The 23,265-nt window shown below is 64.1% G+C and carries 19 protein-coding genes; 10 read left to right on the forward strand and 9 right to left on the reverse strand.

Translation table 11 applies throughout. The features are described 5' to 3' along the window. Window positions 1–21: 21 nt before the first annotated feature. On the reverse strand, window positions 22–1,134 hold the full coding sequence (ribA, locus tag DRB19_RS18725; protein WP_114187572.1) for a GTP cyclohydrolase II RibA: 1,113 nt from the start codon (window positions 1,132–1,134) through the stop codon (window positions 22–24). Window positions 1,135–1,399: 265 nt separating this feature from the next. Here ribA and DRB19_RS18730 point away from each other — a divergent pair, with 265 nt between their 5' ends. Next, window positions 1,400–2,362, forward strand: coding sequence for a hypothetical protein (locus DRB19_RS18730; RefSeq protein WP_114187552.1), 963 nt, complete (start codon window positions 1,400–1,402; stop codon window positions 2,360–2,362). Here the strand turns inward: DRB19_RS18730 and DRB19_RS18735 are convergent. Then, a complete protein-coding gene (locus DRB19_RS18735) occupies window positions 2,325–3,284 on the reverse strand; it encodes a DMT family transporter (RefSeq protein WP_245439653.1) in 960 nt (319 codons plus the stop codon). The two genes, DRB19_RS18730 and DRB19_RS18735, sit on opposite strands and share 38 nt — an antisense overlap. Window positions 3,285–3,523: 239 nt before the next feature. Between DRB19_RS18735 and DRB19_RS18740 the strand changes: the two genes are divergently transcribed. After that, complete coding sequence (locus DRB19_RS18740) at window positions 3,524–3,826, forward strand: hypothetical protein (RefSeq protein ID WP_114187553.1); 303 nt, start codon at window positions 3,524–3,526, stop codon at window positions 3,824–3,826. A gap of 48 nt (window positions 3,827–3,874) precedes the next feature. On the opposite strand, the gene DRB19_RS18745 is transcribed toward DRB19_RS18740, so the two are convergent. Next, window positions 3,875–5,653 (reverse strand): SLC13 family permease, encoded by a 1,779-nt coding sequence (locus DRB19_RS18745; RefSeq protein ID WP_114187554.1) that lies wholly within the window; start codon window positions 5,651–5,653, stop codon window positions 3,875–3,877. A gap of 59 nt (window positions 5,654–5,712) precedes the next feature. Next, window positions 5,713–6,009, reverse strand: a complete 297-nt coding sequence (locus DRB19_RS31215) for a CAP domain-containing protein (RefSeq protein WP_245439654.1) — start codon at window positions 6,007–6,009, stop codon at window positions 5,713–5,715. A 325-nt stretch (window positions 6,010–6,334) separates the two neighbouring features. On the opposite strand from DRB19_RS31215, the gene DRB19_RS18755 reads away from it, so the two are divergent. Together DRB19_RS18755 and recQ are read left to right on the forward strand one after the other, a co-directional pair. Then, window positions 6,335–7,606, forward strand: a complete 1,272-nt coding sequence (locus DRB19_RS18755) for a BaiN/RdsA family NAD(P)/FAD-dependent oxidoreductase (RefSeq protein ID WP_114187574.1) — start codon at window positions 6,335–6,337, stop codon at window positions 7,604–7,606. After that, complete coding sequence (gene recQ, locus DRB19_RS18760; RefSeq protein ID WP_114187556.1) at window positions 7,603–9,405, forward strand: DNA helicase RecQ; 1,803 nt, start codon at window positions 7,603–7,605, stop codon at window positions 9,403–9,405. The genes DRB19_RS18755 and recQ overlap by 4 nt, the downstream gene beginning before the upstream one ends. A 152-nt stretch (window positions 9,406–9,557) precedes the next feature. Here the strand turns inward: recQ and DRB19_RS18765 are convergent, their stop codons facing one another. The 4 genes from DRB19_RS18765 to DRB19_RS18780 all read right to left on the reverse strand — a co-directional run bounded on the left by DRB19_RS18765 (window position 9,558) and on the right by DRB19_RS18780 (window position 14,085). Further along, a complete protein-coding gene (locus tag DRB19_RS18765) occupies window positions 9,558–10,733 on the reverse strand; it encodes a Gfo/Idh/MocA family protein (RefSeq protein ID WP_114187575.1) in 1,176 nt (391 codons plus the stop codon). Window positions 10,734–11,140: 407 nt separating this feature from the next. Beyond that, entirely contained in the window at window positions 11,141–11,926 is a 786-nt protein-coding gene (locus tag DRB19_RS18770) for an ATP-binding cassette domain-containing protein (protein WP_114187557.1), read from the reverse strand. Further along, window positions 11,926–13,074, reverse strand: coding sequence for an ABC transporter permease (locus DRB19_RS18775; RefSeq protein WP_114187558.1), 1,149 nt, complete (start codon window positions 13,072–13,074; stop codon window positions 11,926–11,928). Before DRB19_RS18775 ends, DRB19_RS18770 begins: the two co-directional genes overlap by 1 nt. 69 nt (window positions 13,075–13,143) lie before the next feature. Next, on the reverse strand, window positions 13,144–14,085 hold the full coding sequence (locus DRB19_RS18780; protein WP_114187559.1) for a sugar ABC transporter substrate-binding protein: 942 nt from the start codon (window positions 14,083–14,085) through the stop codon (window positions 13,144–13,146). A gap of 281 nt (window positions 14,086–14,366) precedes the next feature. Here DRB19_RS18780 and DRB19_RS18785 point away from each other — a divergent pair, with 281 nt between their 5' ends. Continuing rightward, on the forward strand, window positions 14,367–15,215 hold the full coding sequence (locus DRB19_RS18785) for a MurR/RpiR family transcriptional regulator (RefSeq protein WP_114187560.1): 849 nt from the start codon (window positions 14,367–14,369) through the stop codon (window positions 15,213–15,215). 59 nt (window positions 15,216–15,274) lie between these two features. Here DRB19_RS18785 and iolG read toward each other — a convergent pair whose 3' ends face one another. After that, a complete protein-coding gene (gene iolG, locus DRB19_RS18790) occupies window positions 15,275–16,264 on the reverse strand; it encodes an inositol 2-dehydrogenase (RefSeq protein WP_114187561.1) in 990 nt (329 codons plus the stop codon). Window positions 16,265–16,416: 152 nt separating this feature from the next. On the opposite strand from iolG, the gene DRB19_RS18795 reads away from it, so the two are divergent. Genes DRB19_RS18795 through iolB form a run of 5 tightly spaced genes read left to right on the forward strand, consistent with a single transcriptional unit; the run spans window position 16,417 to window position 23,022 of the window. After that, a complete protein-coding gene (locus DRB19_RS18795) occupies window positions 16,417–18,330 on the forward strand; it encodes a bifunctional 5-dehydro-2-deoxygluconokinase/5-dehydro-2-deoxyphosphogluconate aldolase (RefSeq protein WP_114187562.1) in 1,914 nt (637 codons plus the stop codon). A 15-nt stretch (window positions 18,331–18,345) separates the two neighbouring features. Continuing rightward, on the forward strand, window positions 18,346–19,458 hold the full coding sequence (locus tag DRB19_RS18800; protein WP_114187563.1) for a hypothetical protein: 1,113 nt from the start codon (window positions 18,346–18,348) through the stop codon (window positions 19,456–19,458). Next, the gene (gene iolD / locus DRB19_RS18805) at window positions 19,455–21,302 is read left to right on the forward strand and encodes a 3D-(3,5/4)-trihydroxycyclohexane-1,2-dione acylhydrolase (decyclizing) (RefSeq protein ID WP_114187564.1); all 1,848 of its coding nucleotides are present in this window, start codon (window positions 19,455–19,457) and stop codon (window positions 21,300–21,302) included. The genes DRB19_RS18800 and iolD overlap by 4 nt, the downstream gene beginning before the upstream one ends. A gap of 25 nt (window positions 21,303–21,327) precedes the next feature. After that, window positions 21,328–22,212: a myo-inosose-2 dehydratase gene (gene iolE, locus DRB19_RS18810; RefSeq protein WP_114187565.1), complete on the forward strand. Its 885-nt coding sequence runs from the start codon at window positions 21,328–21,330 to the stop codon at window positions 22,210–22,212. A gap of 12 nt (window positions 22,213–22,224) precedes the next feature. Further along, window positions 22,225–23,022, forward strand: coding sequence for a 5-deoxy-glucuronate isomerase (gene iolB, locus DRB19_RS18815; protein WP_114187566.1), 798 nt, complete (start codon window positions 22,225–22,227; stop codon window positions 23,020–23,022). The last annotated feature ends 243 nt before the right edge of the window (window positions 23,023–23,265 follow it).

Raw genomic sequence — 23,265 nt, forward strand, 5'->3', positions numbered from 1 at the left:
TGCCGCTACGGAAGCGGCATCTCAATCCTTCATCGAGGAGGCGAGCAGGCCTTCGATGTCGATGTAATGGCCCGCGCGGTCCCGCTTGGACGCCAGGTAGCTGACGTTCTCCGGCGTCGGGCGGCCGAGGACCCGGTGATCGGAAATGACCTCGAGGCCGGCTTCACGCAGGGCGCTGAGCTTTTCCGGGTTGTTGGTCATGACCCGCACTGTCGTCGCGCCGAGCTGCTTGAGCATTCCGGCGGCGAAATCGAAGCGGCGCTGGTCCGCATCAAATCCGAGAACTTCGTCGGCGTCATAGGTGTCGTAGCCTTGAGCCTGAAGCTTGTAGGCGCGGATCTTGTTGGCGATGCCGTTTCCACGCCCCTCCTGGTCGAGATAGAGCAGGATTCCGCCCTCGTTCTGGGCCATGTGGCGCACGGTGTTGCGCAGCTGGTCGCCGCAATCGCATTTGAGGCTGCCGAAGAGGTCTCCGGTCAGGCAGGCGGAATGCAGGCGCACCGTCACGGGCTCGGACAGATCGGGTTTCCCGACGATGACCGCCACCTGGTCCCGCAGGCCCTCGCCGCCGCGGAACACCACGAACTCGCTCGCGGGCGCACCTTCGAGCGGCACCGGGGCGCGGCTGACGATCTTCAGGTCCATCGCCTTCGCCCGGCGGTACTCCCGGACGGCGGAAGCCGACACGCGAACCAGCGACGGATCGATTTCGATGCCCGCGCCCAATGGCACCACCACCACGGCGGGCAGGACGAGGGACAGGCGGGCGAGTTCAAGGGCCTCATCGTCCAGCGGGCCGATGGGGCGAACCGGCGCATCGATTCGGCCATCGATCTTGAGAGCGAGATGCTCGATCCGAGCCCTGTCCACGGCCGGCAGCGCCACGCGCGCAGGCGTATTCCGATCAAGACCCAGGCGGCGCAGCCGCGCGGGAGGCAGTACCAGATGGGCATGCCCCCCAGCCACGGTCTCGAGCTCTGCGCCCATGGCCTCGTCCAGCTCTTCCACGCCGATCACGAGTGCGCTTGCGGCCGGCCCGTCGATGACGACCGGGCGCGCACTGCGGAATTCGGCAATGGCCCGCTCGACCGAAGTGGTGGAGGGATCATCGGACAGGCTCAGGACAAGGCGCATCATCTTCATAAAACTCAGGCGAACCGGCCTTGTGCGGAGGAACATCCCCTGCGGAACGAGCCGCCTCAAGCCAAGCTTCCGGACAAGAGGCACCTTATCACAGGCTCTAGGCGATCCCTAACGCCTGAGATGGGATGGCTGCCATGTCCGGTCAACAGGCGCGGCGACGGGATATTGTTCAGCTCGACGGCTAAGCCGGAGAGGAGTATCTGTGCGGTCTCCCATGCACACGCCGCCGCCTGCAAGCCCGGATGAAGAATTCCCCATGATGCAAAACTGGCTTTTCCGCGTTGCAATCCTCGGATTCCTGAGCGCCGCGTCTCCCGCAGGCGCCGCCACGCTCGATGGCTTGGCGGTCGATGTGACGAACGGGAGCGAGCCCGTGCTCTGCGCCGAGAAGGACAACGTTTCCATCAACTTCGCGTCGCCGGAGGTGCGTCACTTCCGGATCGAGGCTGTGCATCCGGCCTATATGGGCACCTTGCGCGAAGACCGCTGGGCACCGGACTGGACGGCCTGCGAGGACATTTCGGCCGAAACGTCGAATCATCCCCACCCCAAGATGATGACGCTGTTCGAGAATGCCGATCTTCAGGTTATCGGCCTGTCCTACAGCCAATTCTGGCGTCCGAGCGATGTGACGGTGCGGGTCGGCGACCGGGTCGAGCGCGACATCCACATGATGCAGATCCTCAAGCGCCGGAAGGACCGGATCGACGAGGTGCTGGTGCTCTATCCGGGGGACGGCTATTGGCGCATCCGCCCGCTGCCGCCTGCCCATCTGGGACAGAGCGCCTACGGGTCCTCGTTCCTGGTCGGCCCCGTCGACATGGATGTTCGCCCGGTGGTGAACCTGAAGGATGTGGCTTTCGACCCCAAGACCATGACTTTCACCCTCACCCTGGCCAAGGGAGGAACGGCGACGGTCCTCATGAAGGAACTGACCGAGGACCGCCTCACCCTGGAGGTGGATCTCGGCCAAGCCGTGAAGGATCAGCCCTTCGCGACCCTGCGCTCCATGTACGTCACCGAGTTCAACGCCGACGTTGCCCGCATCGCGTCCCGGGAGGAGAAAGCCCGGTCCTGGCGCGAGGAGCCGATCATGACTTTCGATCGCGCTAGAGCAACCGACGTGTGGATGGGACGCCTCCTGCCATCGCGCCACAACACCAGCGCGCCGGACATGATGTTCAACCATTTCCGCGCGTCGCCGGCCTCCTCGCGCTGATTGCGCCCGCAACGGCCGGGATCAGACGGCCGTCGATCAGGAGAAGCCCTGCGCTGATCAGGGCCATTCCGGCCATGTGCCGGACTTCCAGGGTTTCCCCGAGAAACATGGTTCCGAGCAGGACGGCGCTCACCGGAATCAGGAACGTCACCAGCCCGGCATTGGTGGCGCCCGCCCGCGCAAGCAGGCGAAAGAACAGGATATACGCGAGCGCAGTCGACACGAGAGCCAGCCCCACCAGGGACAGGACGGCGCCTCCGCTCGGAGCCGGCAGAGACCAGGGACGGTCGATGATGAAGCTCAAGGGAAGCAGAATGGCGCTGGACGCCGTTACCTGCCCGGCCGCAGTGGCGAGCGGCGCGATTCCCATCGCTCTGAAGCGACGACCGAATACCCCTGCGAACGCATAGGAAAGGGCCGCCGCCAGAACCGCGAGCTGCGCCGGAATGCTGACATTCCACGCCTGAAAAGCGGCCGCGCCGATCATCACCGCCACCCCGGCGAAGCCGACGATCACCCCGATGAAGCGCTGCCGCGTCAGGCGTTCGTCAACGGTCAGAACATGGGCCACCAGAACGGTGAAAAGCGGTGTCGTGGCGTTGAGGATGGAGGCCGATCCGCTCGTGATGTGGCCCTGCCCCCAGACGATCAGGCTCATTGGGATCACGTTGTTGAGGATTCCCATGCCCAGAAAGGCCGCCCAGACCTGCCGCCCTTGCGGCAGCGAGGCCCCCGTCACGCGCAGGATCAGATACAGGGCTGCGGCCGCCAGGGCGATGCGGGACGCGACGATCGTCAGGGGAGGCAGTTCCTTGACGGCGATCCCGATGAACAGGAAGGACCCGCCCCAGAGGACGGACAGGATGATCAGGAGCCCCCAGTCGGACGCCGTCATGGTCTTGTGGATGGATGCTGATGGCATCGTGACATTTCCCGGTTTCAGGCCAGCCTTGCCACGTTCCAGGCAGCCCATCGACCCGTTTTCTGTGGCCATCGGGCTTCGACGGGAAGAAAACCATTGGATAACAGAGTTTCAGCTCACACGTTTACGAGTTGTAAACCATCGGCGCGCTGTCTGCTGGCAAGGTTTGGTTTACGACGATCCCGGGTTCTCACGCAGCTTTACTTCGCATTCACGCCTTCAGGGCGAGGCTCACGGCCATGACATGTTTCCTCAACGTTGCGCAGGCCATGGATCCGCAAGCCTTTTACGACCATTCGTTCCGGACGGACAATGCGCGCGCCATGCGGATGCGTCCCGACGGCCGATCGAGCTTCAGCATCATGCCTGCCTCGCCCAGGCCGGCGCGCAACAGCAGCTTCATCTTCGGGCGCTCGGATTCGCGGATCCGCCCCCTCCTGAACCAGGAGGAGCGCGACCGGCTCCATTGCTGGGCCATGATCGTCGCGGTCGCGTCGTCGGCCGCCGGGACGACCCTCTTGCTGACAGCGGCCCTGCGATAGATCCGGCCAATCCAATCGAACGGAAAATGGGCTCTCAGGCCGCGTTTCTCAGTTTAGCGGCCAGAACAGCATGATGAGGGGTGTGCCCACAACCACGACCAGGACCGAAAGCGGAAGGCCGAGCCGCCAGTAATCCCCGAACCGGTAGCCCCCCGGCCCCATGACGAGGGTGTTGCACTGATGCCCAATGGGCGTGAGAAAGTCGCAGGCCGCGCCGATCGCCACCGCCATCAGGAACGCGTCGGGCCTGAAACCGAGCTGGCTGGCGAAGCTTGCCGCGATGGGCGCCATCACCAGCACGGTCGCGGCGTTGTTGAGAAACGGCGTCACCGCCATAGCGGCCACCATGATGAGCACGAGCGCCCCGGTTGGCGGCAGCATGTTGGCGGCTGATGAGAGCCACGCTGCGATAAGGTCCGTTCCCCCCGTGGTGCGGATCGCCTCGCTGACTGGAATGAGCGCGCCGAGCATGACGATGATCGGCCACTCGATGGTTTCGTAGGCCTCCCGCAGGGTCAGCGAGCCGAACAGGACGAGAAGAACCCCTGCTCCAAAGAAGGCGATCGCCACCGGCAGAAGATCGAACGCCACCAATACCATGGCGCCAGCGAGGATCAGGATCGGAAGCAGGCTTCTGCGGGCGCTCCCGAGGCGAATGGTGCGCTCCGCCAGAGGCAGGCATCCGAGTTCCTGCAAGGTGTCCGGCAGCTTCTTGAGGTTGCCCTGCAGCACGATCACGTCGCCCGAGCGCAGATTGATCGTGCGCAGGCGCTCCGTGAAGCGCTGCCCGCTTCGGCTGACCGCCAGGAGGTTGACGTGATAGCGCTCATAGAGCGCAAGGCGCTCCGCCGAAGCTCCGGTCAGAACCGAGTTGGGTCCGACGATCGCTTCGATGACGCCGATTTCGTCGGTAGCCTCGTCGGTCTCCGGCTGACGATGCTCCCGGCTGAGCTTCAGGCCCGCCCGGGAAACGGCGCTTTCCAGGGCATCCGGCTCACCTTCCAGCAGAAGCACGTCATCCTCGCGGATCATGGCGTCCGGCAGGGGGCTGGAGCTGCGAGTCTCCTTGCGGATGATGGCCGAGACCTTGACCTCGTCATTCGCAAGCTTGCGCAGATCCGCGACGGTCTGCCCGATGATGTCGGATTCGGGGGCGACGCGCGCTTCGGTGACGTAATTCTTGATGTTGAGCGCATCGTCCAGGGAGGCTGCGCCTTTGCGGCCTTGCGGCAGCAGGCGGTAACCGAACGTCAGGAAGATGACACCAAGCACCGCAATGCCCAAGCCGACGGGCGTGAAGTCGAACATGCCGAACGGCTCGCCGATCAATTCCTGCCGGACGCGCGAAACGATGATGTTCGGCGAAGTGCCCACCAGCGTCACGATCCCGCCAAGCAGCGAGCCGAACGCCATAGGCATGAGGAAGCTCGATGGCGGCGTGTTCGTGCGCCGCGCGATTTGGAAAGCCACCGGAATCATCATGGCGAGTGCGCCGATGTTCTTCACGAAGGCCGACAGCACCGTCACCACCCCGACGAGCACGGCGATCTGAAGCTGGGTCGTGCGCAGATAGGGACCGATCCGGTTCAGGCCGGCCTCGAGCACCCCCGATTTTGCAACCGCGGCGCTGACCAGGAGCGCGCTCGCCACGATGATGACGATGTCATCGCTGAAGCCGGAAAAGGCCTTGTCGGCCGGAACGATGCCGACCAGCACGGCCGCCAGCAGGGACAAGGCCGCTACCAGATCGTAGCGAAAACGCCCCCACACGAAGAGAGCCATCATTCCGGCGACGATGGCGAAGGCGAGAATTTGTTGATGGGTCATGGGTGCGCGAACTGAGGAGGTATCCCTCTAACGCGCAGCCGCCGTCTTTGTGCCGGAACCTACTGCCCGAGAACGAGTGCCCAGTAGCGGCCATAGCCGCCCTTGGCGTCGGCCCTTGCGAGGCCGATCTTGCGGGCCTGCGGCATGAGAAGATTGCTGTTGTGGCCGGGCGAAGCCTTCCAGCGACTCACCGCGCCGTCCACCGATGAAGAACCCGCGGACAGGTTCTCGGCCGAGTAGCCGGCAATGCCGTACTGATCCATGCGGCTCGCGAAATTGCCGTGACTGAGCTTGCCGGCCGCCGCCACCACCCGCGCCTGATGCTCGGCGGCTTTGTTGAGCTGCGAATCGACCATAACAGGACTCAGGCCCTGGGACACCCGGTAGGCTGAAATGAGGGACGCCGCGGTAGCAGCATCGGAAGTCGAGGTTGCCAGAACGGCGTGCTGGCTCGTCAGCGACGATTCGGTGGCGCAGCCGGCGAGCGCCAAGGCGGCCAGAAGACAAAACGAGACGGTCCGCATCGAATTCCCCTTGCGGGCGGCGTTCGGCGCCGCTCCCCTTGAAAAAAATGCCCGTGGCGGTCATGTGCAGAAGCACAGGCCCGATGCCGCTGCATGCCATGCGGCAGGCGCAGGGTCCAGAACCCTTGGCAAAACCTTCGCCGCGTCAGCTGATCGCATGCTCCCGCCACCATCCCATTCCAACGTCGCCATCATCGGCGGCGGCCCCGCCGGGCTGATTGCGGTGGAAATCCTGAGAAAGGCAGGGGTCGCGGCCACTGTCTACGACCAGATGCCCTCGGTCGGCCGCAAGCTGCTCATGGCGGGGCGCGGGGGCCTGAATCTCACCCACAGCGAGGACTTCGCGCGTTTCGTCGGCCGCTATGCTGAAGCGGAGCCGCGGCTGCGGCCCATGCTCGAGAGGTTTCGGCCCGAGGACCTGCGCGCTTGGTGTGAGGAGCTGGGCCAAGAGACCTTCGTCGGTTCAAGCGGGCGGATCTTCCCCAAGTCCTTCAAGGCTTCGCCCCTCCTGCGCGCTTGGCTGTCGCGGCTGGAACAGCTCGGCGTCCGGTTCGCCCTGCGCTACCGCTGGCAGGGCTGGAACGAGGACGGCGCCCTGACCTTCGCCGGGCCAGGGGGCGAGACGGTGACGGCCAAGCCCGATGCGACCATCCTGGCGCTTGGCGGGGCGAGCTGGCCCCGGCTCGGTTCGGATGGACGTTGGACGGACTTTCTGAAGGAGCGGGGCGTTGCCGTATCGGTGCTTCGCCCGTCGAATATGGGCTTCACCGTTCCCTGGTCCGAGGTGATTCGCAGCCGCCACGAGGGCGAGCCGTTGAAGCGGCTTGCCCTGACCTTCGAGAACACGACGGTGCGCGGAGAGGCCATTCTGACAGCGGACGGAATCGAGGGTGGCGCGGTTTATGCCCTTTCGGCACGGTTGCGCGATGCGTTGGAGCGCGTTGGCGAGGCTACGCTCTTCCTCGACCTGCGGCCGGACCTCTCGTCGGAGGCTCTGGCGAATCGCCTCAAAGCCCCGCGCAAAGGACAGTCCACGTCCACGTTCTTGCGTAAAGCCGCCGGATTGCCGCCGGTCGGGATCGCTCTCTTACGGGAAGCGAGCTTGACTCTGCCCAGCGAGGCGGACGAGCTGGCCCGCCTGATCAAGGCCGTGCCCTTGCGGCTGACGGGGGTGAAACCCCTGGACAGGGCCATTTCCACGGCGGGCGGCGTCTCGTTTTCCGAGGTCGATGAGCACCTGATGCTGCGCCGCCTGCCCGGTGTTTTCGTCTCCGGCGAGATGTTGGATTGGGAGGCCCCTACGGGGGGCTATCTCCTCCAGGCCGCCTTCGCCACCGGGATCGCGGCCGCAAGAGGGGCGTTGGACCACCTTAAGATTCCCATTGCCGCATTGACGCAGAGTCCTGCCTCGGCCACACGGCACACGTGACTGATCCGGCGCAAATTCTCCACGACATCTTCGGCTTCCCGTCCTTCCGCGAAGGACAGGAGGAGATCGTGCGCGCGGTTCTGGGCGGCGAGGACGTGCTGGCCGTCATGCCGACCGGGGCCGGGAAGTCGCTCTGCTATCAGTTGCCCACCCTCGTGCGGAATGGCTTGACGGTTGTGGTGTCGCCCCTCATCGCGCTCATGCGCGACCAGGTGGCGGCTCTGCGCCATTTCGGCATCGAGGCCGGGAGCCTCAACTCCGCCAACGACCAGGCCGAGAACCGGCGGGTGGCCGACGCGGTGCGCGACGGCACCATGCGGCTCCTCTATGCATCGCCGGAGCGTCTCGCCAATACGGGCACGACCGAGTGGCTCGGTCGCTCCGGTGTCAGTCTGCTGGCCATCGACGAGGCTCACTGCGTTTCCCAGTGGGGCCATGACTTCCGGCCCGAATACGCCCTCTTGGGCGAGGTGCGCCGGCGCCTGGGCGGCGTGCAGACGATCGCCCTGACGGCCACCGCCGACGTGGCGACGCGCGGCGACATCATGCACCGCCTGTTCGAGACGGAGCCGCGCCTGTTCATCCATGGCTTCGACCGGCCGAACCTGCGCCTTGCCATGCAGGCCAAGGAGAGCATGAAACGCCAGCTCTTCTCCTTCCTGGACAAGCACCGCTACGAGAGCGGCATCGTCTATTGCTCGTCCCGGGACGCCACCGAGAGGCTGGCCGATTCGCTGAGCCAGGCCGGCTACCGCGCCCTGCCCTATCACGCGGGCATGGCTCAAGGAGAGCGCGCCAAGAACCAGGACATCTTCCTGCAGGAGGACGGCGTGGTGATGGTTGCGACTGTTGCCTTCGGCATGGGCATCGACAAGCCAGACGTGCGCTTTGTGGCCCATGCGGCCCTGCCGAAATCCATTGAGGCCTACTACCAGGAAATCGGCCGCGCCGGCCGCGACGGGGCGGCCGCCGACACGCTCACCCTCTACGGCCTCGACGACATGCGCCTGCGCCGTATGCAGATCGAGGACAGCGAGGCCTCCGACGACCAGAAGCGGGTGGAACGCCAGCGCCTCAACGCGCTGGTGGCCCTGTGCGAAGCGCCGCGCTGCCGCCGCCAGACGCTGCTTGCCTATTTCGGCGAAACGACGGAGCCCTGCGGTAATTGCGATCTGTGCATCGAGGGCGTCATGTCCTTCGACGGCACCATCGAGGCGCAGAAGCTGCTCTCGGCCATCGTGCGGACGGGCGAGCGCTTCGGCACCGAACATCTGATCAGCATCCTGATGGGCGAGGAAACGGATTCGATCCGTCGTTTCGGCCATGACAAGCTGAAAACCTTCGGGGTCGGCAACGATCGTTCGAAGACGGAGTGGCGCTCCCTGCTGCGGCAGATCTATGCGGCCGGCCTCGTCGGCCTGGAGATTGCCGAATACGGACGCTGGACCCTCACCGACAGGGGCGTCGCCGTGCTCAAAGGCCAGGAGCGCATCGAGCTGCGCTCCGACGTTCTCATGAAGCCCGCCGAGCGCCGTCGGCGTCGCACCCGCATGGAAGCGCAATCCGCCGTGCCGTCGGACGATCCGCTGCTCCTCGACCTCAAGGCGCTGCGCACGCGCCTCGCCAAGGAGGAAGGCGTTCCGGCCTATGTGATCTTCTCCGACCGCAGCCTCATCGACATGGCGGCCAAGCGCCCGACCACCACCCGAGCCTTCGGCGAGGTTCACGGCGTCGGTCAGGCGAAGCTTGATCGTTATGCGGATGCATTCCTCGAGGTGGTGAGGGCGCACGGGACGTAAGAATTCTGGATGCCAGGCGAAGAAGCCGCCACCGTCATTCCGGGGCGAGCAGAGCGAGAGCCCGGAACCCATAGCCGCTGACGCTGCAAGTGGTGTTGGAACGCGAGCCGCCTTTTTTCTGAAGCGCTGACGTTGATGGGTTCCGGGCTCCGCTACGTGGCCCCGGAACGACCAGTTTTGGGATGCTTTACGTCGAAGCCTTCGCCAGCAGCGGCAGGCACGTCCACCCAGTGCCCTGCATGCGCACTGCGCGCGATAGCATCCACCGTGCGCTCGATGCGGATGCCGTCCTCAAACTCGATCAGTGTCGCGGCCTCGCCCCTGATACGCCCGATCAGCTTCCGACATTCGATGATCTTCAGTTCATTGAAGCCTAGCCCATGTCCTGGAGCTGGAATGAACTTGTCATAGGGTGGGTGGTGCGGAGCGGTGAGGATCGTCCTGAAACCTTGCGTCTCCTTAGGCTCATCCGTGGTGTATAGCTGCACCTCGTTCATGCGCTCCTGATCGTACACGATGGTGCCCTTCGGGCCGAAAAGCTGCACGAAGATGCGTCCCTTGCGGCCCCAGGCGGATCGGTTCAGCGCGATGACGCCGGACGCGCCGTTCTCCAGCTCAATCAGCGTTGTGGCGATATCGTAAGTCTCGACCGCGCGTCGGCCGCCTCCCTGTACGGGCCTGTCCGCATAGGGCCTCGCCATGTGACCGCAAACGCGGCGGACGCCCCCGAAGAGCGTCCAGATCAGGCTGAGCGCATGAACGCCGAAATCGTCGAGCGCCCCATGGCCGGAGGCTGCTTCGCTCTTCCAATAGAAAAGCTCCTCCGGGTCCGCCATGAAATCCTCGTCCATCTCCAGGCGGACGTGGTTCACATCTCCGATCCGGCCCTCGTCGAGCAGACGCCGGATCAGGCGGATGATGGGGTTCTGGATGTAGTTGTAGCCCAGCACAGCGACCTTGCCGGACGCGCGGGCGGCGGCGAGCATCCGCTCAGCATCGGCAAGCTTTGTCGCCATGGGCTTCTCGCACCAGACATGCTTGCCGGCTTCCAGCGCGGCAATCGCCATGTCGGGATGGAATGCATTGGGTGTCGTAATGGAGACGACGTCGACGGTTGGATCGGATACGAGCGACCGCCAGTCACCAGTGCTTCTGTCGAAGCCGAGTTCACGCGCCTTCCTGTCGGCAAGATCCTGCGAACTCTCCGCCAGTACCGCGAGGCGCGGGCGCTCGACATCGCCGAAGACAGGCGCGACTGCGTTCCAAGCCAATGCGTGGCACTTGCCCATATAGCCCGTGCCGATAAGGCCAACGCCTATACTCGTCATCTGAAACAAGCCCTTGATGCGCTCGAAATTTTTGAAGCAACTCGGAAGATACAAGTTGATGCAAGAAACAGAGATGCCAACCAAATCGAGATCAAGGGTGTCAGAGCCATCAGATCCTCGATATTTCTTGTCCAGAGCATCCCCCAAGTGAGGAGACCACCTAAGAAGTGGCGGCCCCAGGTCGATCCACATTCAACAATTTCGAACCAATCGGAGGTCAGATAACAACTGTCAGAGATCGTGAAGAGAGGCCGACGAGGGAGATAGGCGCTAAAAAGGAAGGTTGCGCCGAGTGCGAAAAGCCACCACGCAAGAGACAAGACTTCAATGATGCGGAGCCCTGTTCTCATGACTGCTCGAACTTACTCTTCGTAGGGTTTTCGCATGGCATGGCATGTCTCAAGGAGCTAGACCATTCCGCCGAGTTCAGCCGAGACCGCCTGCAATTCCTTGCCGCCGGCCATGAGGTTCTGCAGCTCCTCGATCTGGATCCCAGACTTCGTATAAGTGCCCAGCGTCTTGCCCCGGTTGAGCACCGTGAAGCGATCGCCGACCGCGTAAGCGTGGCGGACATTGTGCGTGATGAAGATCACGCCGAGGCCCTTTTGGCGCACCTGATGGATGTATTTCAGCACCATGGAGGTTTGCGCCACGCCGAGCGCCGAGGTCGGCTCGTCGAGGATCAGCACCTTGGCGCCGAAATAGACCGCGCGGGCGATGGCCACACATTGCCGCTCGCCGCCTGACAGGGTGCCGACCGCCTGGTTGGGATCGCGCACGTCGATGCCGATCCGGTGCATCTCCTCGCGGGTGACCTCATCGCAATAATCGAAATCCACGTAGCGGAAGGGCCAGAAGCCTTTCACGGGCTCGCGGCCCATGAAGAAGTTGCGGGTCACCGACATGAGCGGGATCATGGCGAGGTCCTGGTAGACCGTCGCGATGCCCGCATCGAGCGCGTCCCGCGGGCTCGTGAACGTGACGTGCTGGCCATCGACCAGGAATTCGCCGCTGGTCGGCTTGTGAACGCCGGCCAGGGTCTTGATGAGGGTCGATTTGCCGGCGCCGTTGTCGCCCAACAGACACATCACCTCGCCGCGATTGACCGTGAGCGACACACCCGAGAGCGCGATCACCGAGCCGAAATGTTTGACGACGTTGCGGATGTCGATGAGAGGAGCATGGGTTTCCATCAGCGCTCTCCCGTGACCTTGCGGCGGATGTAGTTGTTGAAGAGCACCGCGAGCAGCAGCATGGCGCCCAGGAACACCTGGAACCAGTCCGAATCGAAGCGCGTGTAAGTGAGTCCGATGGACACCATGCCGAAGATGATGGCGCCGAAGAACGCCCCGATGGCCGAGCCGTAGCCGCCCGTCAGGAGCGATCCGCCGATCACGGCCGCAATGATGGCCTCGAACTCCTTCTGGAAGCCGCGCCGGGAATCAGTCGAACCCGCATCAAGCACCGTCAGAATGGCGACGAGCGCCGCCGCGCAGGCCGTGAGCATGAAGAGCGCCGTCTTCACCCGGTCGACCGGCACGCCGGAGTTGCGCGCCGCATTGGGGTCGCCGCCCGACGCGAAGATCCAATTGCCGGCCTTTGTGCGAAGCAAGAGCCACGTGGCCACCACGGCCACGAGGATGAACCAGATGATGGAGACGGGAACGCCTGTGACGGTAGGAGTTCCGTTCGGGAACTTCGCGATGACGTCGTGGGCTGCGAGCCAGGAGAACAGCCCTTCCAGGGCCGTGCCCGAGAAGATCTCCCGCACGAGGCCTTCGCCTGCCTGCTCGCCGATGCCGCGCATCTGGGTGGACCCGCCGGTAGCCCATTTGAGCCCCACGAGGGACAGGCCACGCAGGATGAACAGGAACGCCAACGTGACGATGAAGGACGGCAGCCGCGTGCGGATCACGATCTGTCCGTTAAGGCCGCCGAGAAGCGCCGCCACCGCGAAGGTGGCCGCGATGGCGAGCAGCAGGGGCCAGCCGGTGAGGATGAGGAACGATCCGAAGATGAGGCCGGCGAAAGCCACCATCGACCCGATGGAAAGGTCGAACTCGCCGCCGATCATGAGAAGCGCGGCCGCAATGGCCAGGATGCCGAGCTGTGACGCGGGCGTGAGCACGTTCATCATGCCCGCCAACGTGAACATGGATGCATCGGCGGTGGAGAGAAAAAAGATCGTCACCAGGATGAGACCGGCCAGCGCCCCGAGTTCCGGACGGCGCATGGTTTTGGTCAGGAACGAGGCCTCCTTGAGGCGCTCGTCGCGAGCCCGGCTGACAGGCGCAGCCGAAGCGGTGGTCACATCTGCGGTAGGTTGGCTGACATCCGTCATGAACGCCTCCCCGGACAATGACATTCAAGAAGAAGAGCCCGCGAGGATGCTCGCGGGCTCCGGCAATGATCAGCGGATGCCCTTGGCGGAAAGGTCCACCACCTGAGCGGCTTTTTCCTTGGTGACCAGGTTCGGGCCGGAAGGCACATCGCCGCCGGGAATCAAACCGTACTTGGCATTGAGCGCCAGGAACACGACCGGCAGGTAGCCTTGCAGGTATTGCTGCTGATCGATGGCGAAAGCCGCCTCACCGGCGGCGATCGACTTGAGGAAGTTGGCCGACATGTCGAACGTCGCGACCCGGATGGCGCCCGTCTTGCCGGCGTCCTTCACGGCCGCAACCGTCGGCTCGCCCGCCGTACCGGCCCCGAGTGCCATAATCGTATCGACGGAGCCGTCGGCGGCGACTGCCGCCTTCACCTTGGCGCGCACGTCCGCGGGATCGTTGGAGACCGGCAATACGGTCACTTTGCCGCCGAACCCTTCCGTAAAGCCCTTGCAGCGCAGGTCGAGGGATACGTTTCCGACCTCCTGGTTCACGCACAGGCCAACCTTACCACCCATCTCCTTGAGTTTTGCGCCCGCGATGCGCCCGGCCTCAACCTCGTCCTGGCCCACATGAAGCAGCGCGCCGAGGCTCTTCGACACATCGGAGCCGGAATTCATGGAAATGACCGGAATGCCTGCGGCGACGGCTTTCTTGATGGATGCGCTGAGCGCCGAAGCGTCGGGGATCGAGACGATCAGACCGGCCGGCTTCTGGTTCACCGCCGCGTCGATGAGCTGGCCCATGGCCACCATGTCGAAAGTCTCGGGCGCGCGATAATCGACCTGGACCTTCATGTCCTGCCCGCCCGCCGTCACGCCGTTCTTCACCACCGACCAGAACGGGTCGTTGGCCTGGCCGTGGCTGACCACGATGATGCGGGAACTTTGCTGCGCCGAGGCCGGAGTTGCGACCGCGAGCGCAAGGGCTGCGGCGGCAGCCAATCCTGTGACGAACGATTTCATATGTTTCCTCCCAATGGGTCTTCTCTCTGGCATCGCCCCGGATGCCCGGTCGCGACGAACGCTGCGGCTGACAGCCGCGCGATGGAGTTGGCAGAGGGAAAACGAATGATTCGGGTCTCGAAGCATCCGTTCCCAGGCGTTTCCTCTGCCAGTCCAAGCCCTCCGAAACGGAACAGCTGGACCTTTTGTTTATATCTTTAGAATTTTTATTCCATTTTCAGGGGATCGGTGTCAAGCTCCCGCACATCCTGAGGTAGAGCGAAAAGGTATGCGGGCGGACGATGGAGGACGGTTCGGAAACGGCAACGGACGTGACCCCTGAGGATTACGATGGCCTCAGGGCGCTTCTGCTCAACCGCCGCGAGAGCATGCCCAAACGCTTGAAACAGCTGGCCGCCTTCGCCCTCGAACATCCGGAGGAGATGGCGTTCGGCACTGTTGCCGGCATCGCCGAGCATGCGGGCGTGCAGCCCTCCACCCTGGTGCGCTTTGCCAAGAGCATCGGCTATGATGGGTTCTCTCACCTCCAGCAGATTTTTCGCGCGCGACTGAGAGAGCGGTTTCCGGATTACGGCGAGCGACTGCGGGTCCTGCGCAACACTGATGGACGCCATGGTCACTCGACAGCCCTTCTGGATGGCTTCGCCGACGCGGCCGCCGTTTCCCTCGATCGCATGCGCGGCTCGGTGCGTCCGGAAGAGCTGTCGCGCGCCATCGAGACCCTGGCCAAGGCGGACACGATCTATCTGCTCGGTGCTCGCCGGGTCTTCCCGGTCTCGGCCTACTGCGCCTATGCGTTCGGCAAGCTCGGGGTGCGGGCGATGCTCATCGATCACATCGCCCAGCTCGGTCCGGAACAGCTCTCCACCGCAACGGAGCGGGATGCGGTTCTGGCGATCAGCTTCACGCCCTATTCACCCGTCACGGCCGACCTCGCGGCGATCGCCGCGCGGCGCAACATCCCGGTCGTGGCGATCACCGACTCGGCGTTCAGCCCGCTTGTCACCAACGCGGATGTCTGGCTCGAAGTGGCGGAAGCGGATTTCGGCGCGTTCCGGTCCCTGTCCGCCTCCTTTGCACTGGCCATGGCGCTGGCCGTGGGCACAGCGGAGAAGCGTTCCGAGACATAGGCCTGTCAAAGAAAAATGGCCGGGACGTACCTGGCCATGGCGAAGACGCATTTCCGGAGTCAGAGCCGAACAGGCCTGCCGCTCTGCGCCGATTCTGTCGCGGCATCCGCAAGGCGCTGCGCCATGAGGCCGTCGTGGCCGGTCGGTTCGCAGGCCTTGCCGCTTTTCACCGCCTCGAGGAAAGCATTGAGCTCGTCCTTGTAGGCGTCCACATAGCGCTCGAGGAAGAAGTCCTGCACGGGATCGGCCATGATGCCGACGCCTGTGGCCACCTCCACCGTGGTGCGGTGGATGTTGCCCGCGCGGATCATGCCCTTCGAACCATGGACCTCGATGCGCTGATCGTAGCCGTAGGTGGCGCGGCGGGAGTTGGAGATCTGGACGATGCGGCCCTTCGCGGTCTTCAGCATGACAGCCGCAGTGTCCACGTCGCCGGCCTGTCCGATCGCCGGATCGACCAGAGAGGAGCCGACCGCATGCACCTCCACCGGCTCGTCGCCGAGGAGCAGGAAGCGAGCCATGTCGAGATCATGGATCATCATGTCCCGGAACAGGCCGCCCGAGGTGGCGATGTAGCTCACCGGCGGGGGGCCGGGATCCCGGGACAGGATGGTGACGAGCTCCACCTCGCCCACCTCGCCATCAGCAAGACGGCGGCGCAGGCTGGCGAAATTCGGATCGAAGCGGCGGTTGAAGCCGATCATGAGCGGCGTGCCGGCCTTCTCGACGGCGCCCAGGCATGTTTCGATGCGGGCGCTGGAGAGGTCCACGGGCTTTTCGCAGAACACGGCCTTACCGGCGCGGGCGCCACGCTCAATGAGATCGGAGTGAGTGGTGGTGGGCGTGCAAATCAGGATCGCGTCCACGTCGGAGCGCTCGACGATGGCATCGAGAGAAGCGACCTCGGCCCCTGTCGCGGCTGCAAGCTCCTGGGCTGCGGGCGCATGGGGATCGGCGACGGCCACGAGGCGGGCCTCCGGGTGATTGGCGGCGTTGCGTCCATGGATACGGCCGATGCGGCCTGCGCCCAAAACAGCGATTCTGATCATGCTCCCCCCAAGGACTTTTTGCCGGCTTACAGGCAAATTTGGAATTGATGTTCCAGCTCAAGCTGCTAATAGAATAAACATTCCATAGCTGCAAGAGCCGCGAAAAAGGCCGGAATTCGGTGAAAACCGGTTCGGAGAGCGGGAGGAATAGCATGAAGCCGACCCTGGATGTCATCACCATCGGCCGCGCCTCGGTGGATCTTTACGGCCAGCAGGTCGGCGGGCGCCTGGAGGACATGGCGTCCTTCTCGAAAGCAGTCGGTGGATGCCCCGCCAACATCGCCATCGGCACGGCGCGGCTCGGCCTCAAATCCGGCCTCGTGACCCGGGTCGGCGACGAAGCCATGGGCCGCTTCATCCGCGAGCAGATGGAACGCGAAGGGGTAGCGACCCAAGGTATCGTGACCGACAAGGAACGCCTCACGGCTATTGTGATCCTCGGCGTCAGGGACGAGGACTCGTTCCCGCTGATCTTCTATCGCGACAACTGCGCCGACATGGCGCTGAGCGAAGCCGACATCGACGAGGCGTTCATCGCCTCATCGGCCGCCATCGTGGTGACTGGCACCCATTTTGCCCGCGAGGGCACGGCCGACGCGCAAAGGAAAGCGATCCGCATCGCTAAGGCCAATGGCCGCAAGGTGGTGTTCGATGTGGATTACCGCCCGAATCTCTGGGGTTTGCTGGGCCATGGGGCGGGAGACTCCCGTTACGTGCGCTCCGACACGGTGACGGAACATCTGAAACCTATCCTTGCAGATTGCGATCTGATCGTCGGCACCGAGGAGGAACTGCATATTGCAGGCGGCTCAGAGAATACGTTGACGGCCATCAGGAGCATCCGTGCGGCATCCAGGGCAACCATCGTGTGCAAGCGTGGTCCCATGGGCTGCGTGGTGTTTCCCGGCGAGATCCCGGATTCCCTCGATGCCGGCGTGAAGGGTCCAGGCTTCCCGGTCGAGGTCTACAACGTGCTGGGCGCAGGCGACGCGTTCCTGTCCGGTTTCCTGCGCGGGTGGCTGAAAGACGAGCCGCTGGAGACCTGCTGTGCCTATGCCAATGCGAGCGGCGCCTTCGCGGTGTCGCGTCTGCTGTGCTCGCCTGAGATCCCGACTTTCCCGGAACTGCAGCACTTCCTGAAGGCGGGGAGCCGCCACAGGGCGCTGCGCTTCGACCAGGACATCAACCATATCCACTGGGCCACGACCCGCCGCCCCGAAGCCGAGATGTTGATGGCGCTTGCCATCGACCATCGCGTTCAGCTGGAAGCCATGGCCAGGGAGGCCGGCGCGTCTTCCGGTCTCATTCCGGCCTTCAAGGTGCTCGCCGTGCAGGCGGCAGCGCGAGTGGCCAACGGTCGCCCCGGCTTCGGCATGCTGCTCGACGGAACCTATGGGCGAGAGGCCCTGTTCCGGGCCGCCGACCATCCGTTCTGGATCGGCCGCCCGGTCGAGCTGCCGGGTTCTCGCCCGCTTGACTTCGAGAATGGCGGAAGCCTTGGCGGGCAGCTCATCGAGTGGCCTGTGGGCCACACGATCAAGTGCCTGTGCTTCTACCACCCCGACGATCCGCAGGAGCTGAAGGAGCGGCAGGAGCGCGAACTCCTTCGCCTCCATGATGCCGCCCGACGGATCGGTCGCGAACTGCTGGTGGAAATTATCGCCGGCAAGAATGGGCCCCTGACGCCGAGCACCGTTCCGACCGTGCTGCAGCGTCTCTACGATCTCGGCATCAAGCCCGACTGGTGGAAACTCGAACCGCAGCGGGACAGCGCGGCCTGGCATGCCATCGGCGAGGTCATCACGACGAACGATCCCTATTGCCGTGGCATCGTTCTTCTCGGGCTCGAAGCGCCCGAGAGCGAGCTGGAGGCCGCTTTCGCAGCCGCAGCTCGCGAGCCGCAGGTCAAAGGGTTTGCGGTCGGCCGCACGATCTTCAACGACGCCGCCCGCCGCTGGCTGAAGGGCGAGATCACCGACGAGGCTGCCGTCAGCGACATGGCGGCCCGGTTCCAGCGTCTCGTAGATGCATGGCAGCGCGTCGCCGGCCGCGCGAAGGCAGCATGAGGGGCGGAATTGTCCATGTCCTTCACCGAGGATGACATCAAGGCAGCCGGCCGCGCCATCGCGCTTCGCGACGATCAGGTTGAGGGCCTCGTGGCCGTCTTGCGGGCGCGACACGCAGGATCACCCGCGATCTCCGTGCACGCGTCCCCGGAGCGCGTGCGCTTCGATATCGTCCATGTCCTGTGGTATGCGGGTGCGCTCATCGTCATGGGCGCCATGACGCTGTTCTCCACCCTGGCGTTCGAGGCGATGGGCGGAACGGCCCTGACGGTCACCGCCCTCGTATACGCGGCGCTCTTCCTCCTGGCTGGACATCATCTGTGGTATCGCCGCGGCCTCCACACGCCGGGAGGCTTGATGGTCGTGGTTGCGGTCGCCATGGCGCCGCTTGCGGTTTACGGCATCCAGGACGCCTCCGGATTGTGGGGCGACGGGGGCGACCCAGGGCGTTACCGCGACTTCTTCGTCTGGATCAAGGGCAGCTGGCTTCCGATGGAAATCGTGACCGTCATCGCAAGCCTCCTCGCGCTCCGGTTCTATCCGTTCCCGTTCATGGTGGCGATCCTGGCCATTGGGTTGTGGTTCATGTCCATGGACCTGACGCCCTGGCTGCTCCATGGCCGTGACATGACATGGTCCGAGACCTGGACTGCGCGGCAGACGGTCTCGATGATCTTCGGGCTGATCATGATCGGCGCGGCCTGGTTCATCGATCTCAAGCGCGATTCGCGGCAGGACTTCGCCTTTTGGCTGCACCTCTACGGACTTCTCGCCTTCTGGGGCGCGGTGACGATCTCAGACAGATCCAGCGAGCTTGCAAAGCTCCTCTACTGCGTGATCAACGTCGGCCTTGTCCTCCTGTCCGTGTTCCTGCTGCGGCCCATCTACGCCGTCTTCGGGGCCATTGGCGTGGCGGTCTATCTCGGATACCTGGCAAGCCGGGTTTTCGCGAACTCGCTGATCTTCACCTTTGCCCTGTCGTTGATCGGCGTCGCCATCATCGGCGCAGGGCTTCTTTTGCAGCGTCACCGCACGGCCTTGTCTGCCTGGATGACGAAAAGCCTACCTGAAACCATTACGAAATTGCGCCCGCCGCATGCTGGCGCCCAGCGATTGGAGCACGCATGAGCACGATCCGCCTCACCATGGCCCAAGCGGTCGCCCGGTTCCTGGCGGCGCAGAAGACCGACATCGACGGAGAAGTCCTGCCTCTTTTCGCAGGCGTCTGGGGCATCTTCGGCCACGGCAACGTGGCCGGCATGGGCGAAGCGCTGCATGGGGTCCGCGAAAGGCTGCCGACCTATCGTGCGCATAACGAGCAGGGCATGGCCCATGCGGCGATCGCCTTTGCCAAGGCCTCCCGCCGGCGACGCATGATGGCTTGCACCACCTCCATCGGACCGGGCGCCACAAACATGGTGACGGCCGCCGCCGTCGCGCACGTGAACCGTCTTCCCGTGCTGCTCCTGCCAGGCGACGTCTTCGCCAATCGTCGCCCCGATCCGGTGCTGCAGCAGATCGAGAGCTTCTCCGACGGCACGATCTCGGCCAACGATTGCTTCAAGCCGGTCTCCCGCTATTTCGACCGCATCGCGCGGCCCGAGCAGATCATCCCGGCGCTTCAGCGCGCCATGGCGGTGCTGACCGATCCCGCCGAGTGCGGCCCGGTGACCCTTGCCCTGTGCCAGGACACCCAGGCCGAGGCCTACGACTATCCGGAGAGTTTCTTCGCCGAGAAGGTCTGGACTCCGCGCCGCATTCGCCCCGATGCGGACGAACTCGCGAAAGCGGCCGCGCTCATCCGCAGCGCGAAGAAACCTTTCATCGTGGCGGGCGGCGGCGTGCTCTATTCGGGTGCCGAGCAGGCGCTCGCCGACTTCGCCACCAAACATGGCATTGCCGTCGGCGAAACCCAGGCCGGCAAGTCGAGCCTGGCCCACGATCATCCAGCCTGCCTCGGCTCGGTGGGCGTTACGGGTACCGGTGCAGCAAATGCCCTGGCTGAAGAGGCCGACGTGGTCATTGCGGTAGGCACACGCCTGCAGGACTTCACCACCGGCTCCTGGGCCCTGTTCAAAGACCCGAGTCGACGCATCGTCGGTCTCAACGTGCAGGGCTTCGATGCGATGAAGCACAGCGCACAGCCCATTGTTGCGGATGCGCGTGTGGGCCTTGAAGAATTGAGCCAAGCGCTTCAAGGCTGGAAAGCGCCCGAGGCCTGGACGGCGAAAGCCCGAGACGAGAAGACCCGCTGGTTCGAGGCTTCCGCCCGCTATACTGACCCGACCAACGTCGAACTGCCCTCCGACGCGCAGGTGATCGGCGCGGTGCAGCGCACCTCCTCACCGTCCGACGTGGTGGTCTGTGCGGCAGGCGGCCTTCCCGGCGAGCTGCACAAGCACTGGAAAGCCAGCGCTCCCCTCGGCTACCACCTGGAATATGGCTATTCCTGCATGGGATACGAGATTGCGGGCGGACTCGGCGTAAAGATGGCCGATCCGAACCGCGAGGTCATCGTCATGGTGGGCGACGGTTCATATCTCATGATGAATTCCGAACTCGCCACGTCGGTGATGCTGGGGCGAAAGCTCACCGTGGTGCTGCTCGACAACCGGGGTTATGGCTGCATCAACCGCCTCCAGCGGGCAACTGGCGGCGAGAGCTTCAACAACCTGTTGCAACACACCAATCACGTGACGCTGCCCGATATCGATTTCGCCGCGCATGCGGCGAGCCTTGGCGCGCAGGCCATGAAGGTGAAGAGCATCGGCGAACTCGAGGACGCGCTCAAAAAAGCGCGCGGCGCCGAGCGCAGCACGCTCATCGTCATCGACACCGACCCGCTGATCGCCACCGATGCGGGCGGCCATTGGTGGGACGTGGCCGTGCCGGAGGTGTCGGTCCGCTCCGAAGTAACAGCTGCCCGCAAAGACTATGAAAACGCACTCGCGTCGCAGCGGGTGGGCGACTAAGCAAACAAAAGCACGAGAGACAAACATGACGATTCGCATCGGGGCGAACCCCATCGGCTGGTCCAATGACGACATGCTGGAACTCGGCGGCGAGACGCCGCTCGAGGTCTGCCTCGCCGAGGCCAAGGAAGCCGGTTTCGAGGGTATGGAACTCGGCAACAAGTTTCCCCGTGAGCCGGAAGCCTTGAAGAAGGCGCTTCAACCCTTCGGCCTCGCCTGCGTGTCGGGCTGGTACTCGGCCGAATTGCTGAAACGCGATGCGGACCAGGAGATGAAGGCCCTGCGCCCGCATCTCGATCTTCTCAAGGCCATGGGCTCCAATGTGCTCGTCTTCGCCGAGACGTCGAATGCCATTCACGGGGACCGCTCCAAGCCCCTGTCGCAGCGCCCTGTCATGAAGGATGGCGATTGGGCCGAGTATGGACGCCGCGTCACGCAGGTGGCCGAGCAGACGCTGAAAGAAGGTGTACGCGTCGTCTATCACCACCACATGGGCACGATCGTGGAATCGGAGGCCGACATCGACGCCTTCATGAATTCAACCGGCGAAGCCGTTCATCTCCTGCTCGATACGGGACATGCCACCTGGGGCGGCGCGGACCCGGCGGATCTGGCTCGCCGCTACCGCAACCGCATCAGCCATGTGCACACCAAGGACGTGCGCAAGGACGTGATGGAGCGTTCTAAGGCGCAGGGCTGGAGCTTCCTCGATTCGGTCATCGAAGGCGTCTATACGGTTCCCGGAGACGGCATGGTGGATTTCACGTCCGTGTTCAAGGAACTACCGGGCTATAGCGGCTGGGTGGTCATCGAGGCGGAGCAGGATCCCAAGAAGGCTCACCCCCTCACCTACGCCAAAATGGGCTACGCCAATCTCACCCGCTTCCTGAAGGAAGCCGGACTTCGCTGAGGAGCAACGCGGATGTCGAACCTCCTGGTCAAACCGAGCAAGCCCGACGCCAGCGGGCGCATCCACTCCGTCACCCCGACCTCCGCCGGATGGACCTATGTGGGTTTCGAGGTCTACCAGCTCAAAAGCGGCCAGAACCTCGCTCAGCGGACCGAGGACCGGGAGGCCTGCATCGTCATGCTGTCCGGCAAGGCGCGGGGATCGGCGGCAGGCCAGGATTTCGGCGTGATCGGCGGGCGCTCATCGCCGTTCGAACCGGATCCGTGGTCGCTCTACGCCCCCGCGCGCTCCGAGTGGGCCCTGACGGCGGAGACGGATTGCGAGATCGCCGTGTGCACGGCACCCGGCGAAGGCAAGTTGCCGGCGCGGGTGATCGGCCCCGATCAGGTGGGGCAGGAAACCCGCGGCAATGGCACGAACACGCGCCATGTGCGCAACATCCTGCCGGAGACGGAGCCGGCCGAAAGCCTGCTCGTGGTCGAGGTCATCACGCCGTCGGGCCATTGGTCGAGCTATCCACCTCACAAGCATGATCGCGACGCGCTGCCGAATGAGTCTTTCCTGGAAGAAACCTACTATCACCGGCTCAACCCACCCTCCGGCTTTGCGCTCCAGCGGGTCTATACGGATGATCGATCCCTCGACGAGACGCTGGCTGCAAGCAACGGCGACGTGGTGCTCGTGCCGAAGGGATACCACCCAGTGGGCGCGCCGCACGGATACGAACTCTATTACCTGAACGTGATGGCGGGACCAAAGCGCGTCTGGAAGTTTCATAACGATCCGGACCATGCCTGGATGGTCGCCTGAACCCCATCTGCCGACCTTGAATTCGGGACCATCCCTGAATCGGGATGGGACCGTATGAAGCATCGCCAGAAGCGAAGTGACGCTAGGCGAGGCGGCGCTCTCTCCGTTAAAAACACACCGTTCTCGGTCGCTTCCGTTGAGCGCATCGTCAGCAGTGTCATCGTCTGTAGGATGAACCGTAGACGCAGCGCGTCGGACAGCCGGCGAGAACAGCAAAAAGCCCGGCCCGAAATGGGTCAGGGA

The organism is Microvirga aerophila (assembly GCF_003332305.1).
Lineage (GTDB): Bacteria > Pseudomonadota > Alphaproteobacteria > Rhizobiales > Beijerinckiaceae > Microvirga > Microvirga aerophila.

Coding starts and splice junctions, on each gene's coding strand:
- iolB (WP_114187566.1), top strand. CDS start 22,225: ATGTCGAACCTCCTGGTCAAACCGAGCAAGCCCGACGCCAGCGGGCGC.
- DRB19_RS18800 (WP_114187563.1), top strand. CDS start 18,346: ATGTCCTTCACCGAGGATGACATCAAGGCAGCCGGCCGCGCCATCGCG.
- DRB19_RS18755 (WP_114187574.1), top strand. CDS start 6,335: ATGCTCCCGCCACCATCCCATTCCAACGTCGCCATCATCGGCGGCGGC.
- DRB19_RS18735 (WP_245439653.1), bottom strand. CDS start 3,284: ATGCCATCAGCATCCATCCACAAGACCATGACGGCGTCCGACTGGGGG.
- DRB19_RS18785 (WP_114187560.1), top strand. CDS start 14,367: ATGGAGGACGGTTCGGAAACGGCAACGGACGTGACCCCTGAGGATTAC.
- DRB19_RS18780 (WP_114187559.1), bottom strand. CDS start 14,085: ATGAAATCGTTCGTCACAGGATTGGCTGCCGCCGCAGCCCTTGCGCTC.
- DRB19_RS18795 (WP_114187562.1), top strand. CDS start 16,417: ATGAAGCCGACCCTGGATGTCATCACCATCGGCCGCGCCTCGGTGGAT.
- DRB19_RS31215 (WP_245439654.1), bottom strand. CDS start 6,009: ATGGTCGATTCGCAGCTCAACAAAGCCGCCGAGCATCAGGCGCGGGTG.
- DRB19_RS18730 (WP_114187552.1), top strand. CDS start 1,400: ATGATGCAAAACTGGCTTTTCCGCGTTGCAATCCTCGGATTCCTGAGC.
- iolD (WP_114187564.1), top strand. CDS start 19,455: ATGAGCACGATCCGCCTCACCATGGCCCAAGCGGTCGCCCGGTTCCTG.
- DRB19_RS18770 (WP_114187557.1), bottom strand. CDS start 11,926: ATGGAAACCCATGCTCCTCTCATCGACATCCGCAACGTCGTCAAACAT.
- DRB19_RS18775 (WP_114187558.1), bottom strand. CDS start 13,074: ATGACGGATGTCAGCCAACCTACCGCAGATGTGACCACCGCTTCGGCT.
- iolE (WP_114187565.1), top strand. CDS start 21,328: ATGACGATTCGCATCGGGGCGAACCCCATCGGCTGGTCCAATGACGAC.
- DRB19_RS18745 (WP_114187554.1), bottom strand. CDS start 5,653: ATGACCCATCAACAAATTCTCGCCTTCGCCATCGTCGCCGGAATGATG.
- DRB19_RS18740 (WP_114187553.1), top strand. CDS start 3,524: ATGACATGTTTCCTCAACGTTGCGCAGGCCATGGATCCGCAAGCCTTT.
- ribA (WP_114187572.1), bottom strand. CDS start 1,134: ATGCGCCTTGTCCTGAGCCTGTCCGATGATCCCTCCACCACTTCGGTC.
- DRB19_RS18765 (WP_114187575.1), bottom strand. CDS start 10,733: ATGACGAGTATAGGCGTTGGCCTTATCGGCACGGGCTATATGGGCAAG.
- iolG (WP_114187561.1), bottom strand. CDS start 16,264: ATGATCAGAATCGCTGTTTTGGGCGCAGGCCGCATCGGCCGTATCCAT.